Source organism: Acidovorax sp., assembly GCF_022763525.1.
Taxonomy (GTDB): Bacteria; Pseudomonadota; Gammaproteobacteria; order Burkholderiales; family Burkholderiaceae_C; genus Acidovorax.
On the sequence record NZ_JALEGG010000199.1, the window covers coordinates 20,549 to 27,389 of the forward strand.

A 6,841-nucleotide genomic window follows, 5' to 3' on the forward strand; every position below is an offset into this window, starting at 1 on the left:
CCACCCGCCGCGCGCCAAGACAACCCTCATAGAAAATGACACGGAGACAAGACATGACCCAGCAACCCATCCTCCACTTGCGCCGCCGCGCCCTGATCGCCACAGGCCTGCTGCCGCTTCTGGCCGGCGCACCCGCGCTGGCCACCGAGACATGGCCTGCACGCCCCATCAAATGGGTCGTGCCTTACCTCGCCGGCACGGGCCCGGACACCACCGCCCGTATCGTGGCCGAGGCCGTGGCCAAGGAGCTGGGCCAGCCCGTGGTCATTGAGAACAAGGGCGGCGCAGGCGGCAACCTGGGTGCGCGCCAGGCGGCCAAGGCGGCGCCCGACGGCTACACCTGGGTCTACGCCGGCTCTCCCATGGCGGCCAGCATGCGCATGTACAAACAGCCGGGCTACGACGCACTCAAGGACTTTCGCCATGTGATCGGGCTCACCAGTTCGGACACGGTGGTCATCGTCCACGCGCAAAGCGACATCCGCAGCTTGGCCGACCTGCTCGCGCGCCTGCGTGCGCAGCCCGGCAAGCTGGACTACGCCTCGGGCGGTGTCGGCACGCCCTCGCACCTGGGGGTGGAGATGGTGCTCAGCGTGAGCCAGGCGCAGGCCACGCATGTGCCGTACAAGGGCGCGTCGGAAATCGTCAACGCGGTGCTGGGCCAGCAGGTCACCTTTGGCGCACCCATCACCGCCGTGGCGTACTCGAACATCGTGGCTGGCAAGCTGCGCGCACTGGCCGTGACCGGGCCCGCGCGCAATCCCAAGCTGCCCAGCGTGCCCACGCTGGCCGAGGCGGGCCTGCCCGGCGTGGAGCTGACCTCGTGGGGCGGTGTCTCCGTGCCCACCGGCACGCCCGATGCCATCGTGTCCCGCGTGCGCGCCGCGTTCGAAGCCGCCTTGCGCCAGCCCTCCGTGGTGACCGCGCTCGAAGAGCAAGGCGGCATGGTCCACCCGCAAGACGGCGAGACCTTCACTCGGGCCTTCGGCAAGGAAATCGGCTTCACCGAAGCCATGATGAAGCGCATCAGGCTGGAGCCGATGTGATGGCGCGAAGGGGTGAACGCGCCCACGTGCGCGGGCCCTACCCGTCCGTACCAGGCAACGCATTACTTCAATTTTGATAGCTGCCAGCGCATATAAATTGTGCGCTTGAGGCTTTTTTCATCTCAAAAAGGTTCCAAAACCCCATGCGAAACCTCCCAACGCTTGCGGTACTCGCCTTGCCACTCCTGCTGGGCCTGGCACCTGCAACCTTTGCGCAGGTGGCCGATGTCCGGCAGGACGCAACCGCCGCCACGCGTGCGCGCCAGGCCGCATCCCTGGGCACACTGGACGTGAACGCGCCCGCCAGCTTCGAGGACGCGCGCCGGGGCCTGATCGCCAGGCCCAGCGGCCAGGTGCGCAACGCACAGGGCCAGGTGGTGTGGGACTTTGATGCGCTGCAGTTTGCGCAGGGCGAGGCCCCCGCCACCGTGCACCCCAGCCTGTGGCGCCATGCACGCCTGAACCAGACGCCCGGCCTGTACCAGGTGCGTGAGGGCATCTGGCAGCTGCGTGGGTTCGACCTGGCCAACCTCACGCTCATCCAGGGCCGCACCGGCTGGATCGTGGTGGACCCGCTCACCACGCAGGAGACGGCGGCGGCCGCCCTCGCCTTCGCGCGCCAGCACCTGGGCGCGCAACCCGTGTCGGGCCTGGTGTTCACGCACAGCCATGTGGACCACTTCGGCGGCGCATTGGGCGTGCTGACCGCGCAGGACGCCAAAGCACGCAGCGTGCCCATCGTGGCACCGGTGGGCTTCATGGAGGAGGCGACCAGCGAGAACCTGCTGCTCGGCCCCGCCATGTCGCGCCGCGCGGGCTTCATGTATGGCAGCCAGTTGCCACGCGATGCGCGCGGCGTGGTGGACAACGGCCTGGGCATGGCCGTGGCGGTCGGGCGCATCGGCATCCTGCCGCCCACCGTGCTCATCGACCAGCCCACGCAGGCGCTCGACATTGATGGCGTGCGCTTCGTGTTCCACAACGTGCCAGGCTCCGAAGCCCCGGCCGAGATGGTGTTCGAGCTGCCCGACCTGCGCGCGTTCGGTGCGGCAGAACTGGTCTCGCAGACACTGCACAACCTCTACACCCTGCGCGGCGCCAAGGTGCGCGACGCGCTGGCGTGGTCGCGCTACATCGACGGCGCCATTGCGCACGCAAGCCGTGCGGATGTGGTCTTCCTGCAGCATGGCTGGCCGGTGTGGGGCCGCGAGCGCATCGACACCTTCATGACCACGCAGCGCGACACCTACCGCTACCTGCACGACCAGACGGTGCGCCTGCTCAACGCCGGGCTGACACCCGGCGAGATCGCCGAGGCCGTGCAACTGCCCTCCACGCTGGCGGCGCAGTGGGCATCGCGCGGGTACTACGGCACCGTCAGACACAACGTGCGCGCGGTGGCGCAGTTCTACCTGGGCTGGTTCGACGCGCACCCCGCCACGCTCGACCCGCTGCCGCCCGTGGAGGCCGCGCGCCGCTACGTGGCCCTGGCAGGCGGCGCCGACGCTGCGGTGGCCGCCGCGCGCCAGGCCTTTGACGCGGGCGACTACCGCTGGGCGGCCGAGCTGCTACGCCATGTGCTGCTGGCGGACAGCAACAACGCAGCGGCCAAAGACCTGATGGCGCGCAGCTTTGAGCAGATGGGCTACGCCGCTGAATCCGCGCCCTGGCGCAACTTCTACCTGACCGGCGCGCAGGAACTGCGGCATGGCACTGCACAGCGCAACGCGTCAGGCCCGCGCTCTGCGGTGGCCGACATGCTCATGCAGACCCCCATCCCGCAGTTCCTCGATGCAATGGCCGCCTCGCTCAACGGCCCGAGCGCGGACGGCGTGCGCCTGGCCGTGGCACTGCGCTTTACCGACGCCGAAGAAAACCATGGTCTGTGGATTGAGAACGCAGTGCTGCACCACCGCCCGGGCACACCACCCTGGCCCGCAGACGCCACGCTGCTGCTCACCAAACCCTCCTTCCTGCGCCTGATGAACGGCCAGGCCACACCGCAGGAGCTGGCCGCCTCTGGCGCGCTGCGCATGGAAGGCGATGCGCAGGCCCTGCGGCAGCTGATGGGCATGCTGGACAAGCCGGTGCGTGACTTTCCGATCATGACGCGGTGATTTGAATGAAACAGGCCGCTAGCGCTTATAGATAATGCGCTCAATGCTCCCAAATGAGGAGCGCAACACCAGAGCCATCCCTCGATGGCTGGCCCCTTGTCAGCCCGGTGGACCTGCAACACCGTCATCGGCCAGCGGGCTCAGTGCGGTGTCGATGCTGAAGCGGTTCTTGCCTGCCTGCTTGGCCGCATACATCGCAGCATCGGCCTGGGCGAGCAGCGCATCGGCATCGGTGCCATGGCGCGGGTAGAGCGCCGCGCCCACGCTGGCCGAGATGTGCGCAACAGCCCCCTCCAGCACAAAAGGCTGCTCCATCGCAGACAGCACCTTGCTGGCCACGACCTCGCAGTGGTCTGCCCGCTCGATGGTGGCCAGCACGATGCCGAACTCGTCGCCGCCCAGGCGCGCCACGGTGTCTTCGGCGCGCACGCAGTCTTCCAGCCGCCGTGCCACCTGCTGCAGAAGCAGGTCGCCTGCTGCATGGCCCCACTGGTCGTTGACGGACTTGAACCCGTCCAGGTCCACATAGAGCACTGCAGCGTGCCGCCCGTGGCGCCGGGCCGTTTCGAGCACACGCGCCAATCGGTCGTGGAACATCACGCGGTTGGACAGGCCCGTGAGCGCGTCGTGCAGCACATCGTGCGACAGGCGCATCTCCAGCTCCTTGCGCGCGCTGATGTCCTGCGTCACCACCACCAGGAAGTCCGGGCGGCCCTGCGCATCCTTGACCAGGCCCAGGGCCTCATACACCCACAACAGGCCGCCATCCTTGCGCCGGTAGGCCTTCTCCATCTCAGGCGACAACACGGGCGAGTGCGCCACCAGGCGCTGCGCCAGAAAGCGGCGCACGGCTTCGCGCTCGCCCTCATCGCTCAGCGCAAACAGGTCGCGCTGGCGCAGCTCCTGCAGCGAATAACCCAGCATGCGGCAGAACTTGTCGTTGGCCCGCAGGATGCGGCCCTCGGGCGTGATGTGGGCGATGCCCGTGGCCGCTTGGTGGAAGGTGGCGCGGAACAGCCCCTCGCTGGACGCGAGCGCATCGGCCACGGCCCGCTGGCGCGCCAGCACCACGATGAGCAGCGCGCCAAAACACAGCAGCGCCACGCTCGCGCCCGCAGCCAGGGCCAGGTAGCCCGCACGCCGCTGCATCACGGGTTCCAGCACTTCGCTGGAGGCCGAGCCCACGGTCACCATCAGCGGATGGCCCGCCATGCTGCGGTAGCTGAGGATGCGCGGCACACCGTCCAACGCACCGTGGGCGTCGATCAGATCGTCCTCGGGCGCTGCCGCCTGCCGCTGGAACCAGGGCAGGCTACGCGCGTCAGCACCAAAGCTCACCTTGCCGCCAGACTTGCGGCCCCGCACCACGCCATCCAGCCCGGTCAGCTCCAGCAGCCCCTGGGTGCCCAGGTCGGCCTGCCGGTAAAAGTCCGTGAAATTCGTCGGGTCCACCGACATCACCACCACGCCGCCAAAGCGCCCCCCCTCCCTCACGATGCGCAGCGCCATCGGAATGCGCCACTGCCCCGACACACGGCCCAGCACGGGTTCGCTCACGAACAGCTCGTCGCGCTCGCTGCGCTGCAGCGCCTGGAAAAAAGCGCGGTCGCTGTAGTTGACGGCCCCGGTCTCCTGGCTGCTGCTGACAATGTCGCCCTGCTCGTTGACCACGCTGATGATGGTGAACATGGGCTCACGGATCACGCCGCGCGCCACCCAGTCGCGCAGGTTGATGTCGGTGCCCTGCTGCAGGTACTGCTCGCGCACAAAGGCCGCCACCTGCTCGGCCGCCTTGAGGGTGCGGAACACCTGCTGCTCGAAGGCAATGGCCAGGTTGGCGTTGGACTGCATGGCCGAAGCAACGGCCTGCTCGCGCTCGAATGCCACACGCTGCAGCGTGACCAGCCACAGGCCCGCAACGGCCGCGATGCAGCCCAGCGCAATCGCCAGGCTCAGCGGCGTGGCGAGCCGATAGCGGCGACGCGGCGCCCTGGCTTCAAGACGGTCGTCCGCGTCCGGCGGCCGCGTGGTGTCATCTTTGTGCTCCATGCCCCCGAAATGTAGCGGCGCATCCGCACTTGGTCGATGAAAGGATGGCAATACCAAGAAGCCAACAAAAAAAGGCCTCCAGCGCGCATCTGAAAAGCGCTTTCCGCTATCGATACATGAGCACCCTGGGGACGCTGGCCACCAGCATCGCCACGCCCGACAGCGTCAGCATGCCCAGCACAATCTGCCGGAACCGGGCCTCGCTGATGCCGTGGTATAGCCGGGTGCCCAGCAGTGTGGGTACCAGCATGGCGGGCACGACGATGGCCAGCAGGGGCAGGGCTTCGCGGGTGACCAGGCCGGTGGCGAGGTAGGTGGCAAAGGTCACCAGCAGCATGGCCAGGTTGAAGTTCTGGATGATGGCGCGCTGCACGTCTTTGTCGAGCCCGCGCAGGGTGCACCACAGGGTGGGCAGCACACCGGTGAAGCCCCCCAGGCCGCCCATCACACCGCCTGCCAAGCCCACCGCCGCATCGGCCACACGGCCGCCCCGGGTGATGCGGGGGAGCTGTTTGGCCATGAGCATGGCGGGGCACCACAGCACCAGCAGGGTGCCCAGCACCAGCTTGAACGCGTCCATGTCCAGGCGGGGCAGCACGGCCACGCCGAGGGGGATGCCCGCCAGGCCGCCCAGCACAAAGGGCAGCAGGCGCACGCGGTCAAAGCCCCGGCGCACGGTGGCGGCGGCCACCAGCTGGCCGGTGAGTGCGCCGCACACCGTGAGCACCGCCGCCAGGCGGGGCTCCAGGCTCCAGGCCCAGAACGACATGGCGACCATGCCAAAACCAAAGCCCGACAGGCCTTGCACAAAGCCTGCGGCAACGGCGCCGACCGCCACGATCAACAAAACGGAATCCATGCCTCTCCCTCTGCATTGGTTGCGCGCTGTGCTGGCAGCGCCCTGGTGCCATTGTGTGGGCAGGCAGTGAGGTGCCAGCAGCGGGCCACAAAGCTCAGTACAACGTGGCCTGCTGGCGTGCAGGCAGGTCGCGGTCGTAGGTGGCGCCGTCAAACTGGCCCTGCGTGATGGCCGCAAGGATGGCGCCCGGTGTGGGCACAGGGCGCGGGGTGCCGGTAGGCACGGTGCTCCAGAGTTGCGAGCGCTGGATGGCGCGGGCGCACTGGAAGAAGACGGTCTCCACATCCACCACGACCACGCACTTGGGCGGCTGGCCGTTGACCACGAAGCGCGCAAGCAGATCGGGCGCCACGCTGATGCGTGCGCGGCCGTTCACGCGCAGGGTTTCGCCCACGCCGGGGATGAGGAACAGCAGCGCCACACGCGGGTCGGCCACGATGTTGCGCAGGCTGTCGGCGCGGTTGTTGCCGCGCCGCTCGGGCAGCAGCAGGGTTTTGTCGTCCAGCAGCTGCACAAAACCGGGCGGGTCGCCACGCGGCGAAGCATCCAGCCCGCCCGGGCCGGTGGTGGCCAGCACCGCAAAGGGCGCGGCCTCGATCATGGCGCGGTAGGCGGGGTGGATGTACGGCACCTCTTTGCTGAGCGATGCGTCGCTGGGCTGGCCGAGCAGCGCCTCCAGGCGCTGCAGCGTGTCGAAGGCGTGGGGGTCGGTCGGTGCGGGGGCCACGGTCATGGCGGTGGCGTCTTTAGTTGGGATGGCAGGGCGGGCC

5 protein-coding genes are annotated in these 6,841 nt (G+C 68.5%); 2 read left to right on the plus strand and 3 right to left on the minus strand.

Features of this window, described 5'->3' with window-relative positions; all coding sequences use genetic code 11:
- Positions 1 to 53 precede the first annotated feature (53 nt).
- Both MRY84_RS15625 and MRY84_RS15630 read left to right on the plus strand, forming a co-directional pair.
- Positions 54 to 1,046 (plus strand): tripartite tricarboxylate transporter substrate binding protein, encoded by a 993-nt coding sequence (locus MRY84_RS15625; protein WP_291506626.1) that lies wholly within the window; start codon positions 54 to 56, stop codon positions 1,044 to 1,046.
- A 143-nt stretch (positions 1,047 to 1,189) separates the two neighbouring features.
- Positions 1,190 to 3,163, plus strand: coding sequence for an alkyl sulfatase dimerization domain-containing protein (locus MRY84_RS15630; RefSeq protein ID WP_291506627.1), 1,974 nt, complete (start codon positions 1,190 to 1,192; stop codon positions 3,161 to 3,163).
- Positions 3,164 to 3,262: 99 nt separating this feature from the next.
- On the opposite strand, the gene MRY84_RS15635 is transcribed toward MRY84_RS15630, so the two are convergent.
- The 3 genes from MRY84_RS15635 to MRY84_RS15645 all read right to left on the minus strand — a co-directional run bounded on the left by MRY84_RS15635 (position 3,263) and on the right by MRY84_RS15645 (position 6,804).
- Positions 3,263 to 5,212 (minus strand): diguanylate cyclase, encoded by a 1,950-nt coding sequence (locus MRY84_RS15635; protein ID WP_291506628.1) that lies wholly within the window; start codon positions 5,210 to 5,212, stop codon positions 3,263 to 3,265.
- A 106-nt stretch (positions 5,213 to 5,318) separates the two neighbouring features.
- Positions 5,319 to 6,071, minus strand: a complete 753-nt coding sequence (locus MRY84_RS15640; RefSeq protein WP_291506629.1) for a sulfite exporter TauE/SafE family protein — start codon at positions 6,069 to 6,071, stop codon at positions 5,319 to 5,321.
- Positions 6,072 to 6,165: 94 nt separating this feature from the next.
- The gene (locus MRY84_RS15645; protein ID WP_291506632.1) at positions 6,166 to 6,804 is read right to left on the minus strand and encodes a pyridoxamine 5'-phosphate oxidase family protein; all 639 of its coding nucleotides are present in this window, start codon (positions 6,802 to 6,804) and stop codon (positions 6,166 to 6,168) included.
- Positions 6,805 to 6,841: the final 37 nt, after the last annotated feature.